The 527-nt window shown below is 38.9% G+C and carries 1 pseudogene; it reads right to left on the reverse strand.

What is annotated here, in order from left to right:
- Nucleotides 1-527: pseudogene (locus ACFO5Y_RS11710) on the reverse strand (PTS glucitol/sorbitol transporter subunit IIB); the annotation flags it as partial.

The following is a 527-nucleotide window of genomic DNA, read 5'->3' on the forward strand; positions in this document are numbered from 1 at the left end:
CTCCCACTTGAACTGTTTCTGGCTCAGCTTCACCTAACGACAGACCAACAGGAATGAAGTCCGCTCCTGCTTGGGCATTAATAGCGAACAGTGCTGGTAGTGCGTATGTTACCGGGATTGTTCCCATTGCGATTTGAGATCCAATTAGTACCCCAACAACTTGAGCAATTACTGCTCCAGGACCCAAGATAGGTGATAAGAATGGCAAACTACAAATGAATGCAATCGCTACAAATCCAATAATCGAAGTTGATAATGGTTGTAGTAAGTTCGCAATCAAGTCACCAATTCCAGTGTAGTTAATAATCCCAATTAACATACTGATAAATGCCATAAATGGCAATACATTTTTAATTAGAGTATCTACTGAGTCTCGCCCTGCTTGATATAAGACCCCCATGGCTTTTCCTATTCCACGAGAGAATCGAATTAAAATATTATCGTTTTGATCTTGATTTTGTTTATGTTGCGTTTTAGCTTCTTTGTATTTTGCATCGAAATCATCATTTTCAACGCTTTTATTAGGT

The organism is Ruoffia tabacinasalis, assembly GCF_042652985.1.
Classification (GTDB): Bacteria; Bacillota; Bacilli; order Lactobacillales; family Aerococcaceae; genus Ruoffia; species Ruoffia tabacinasalis.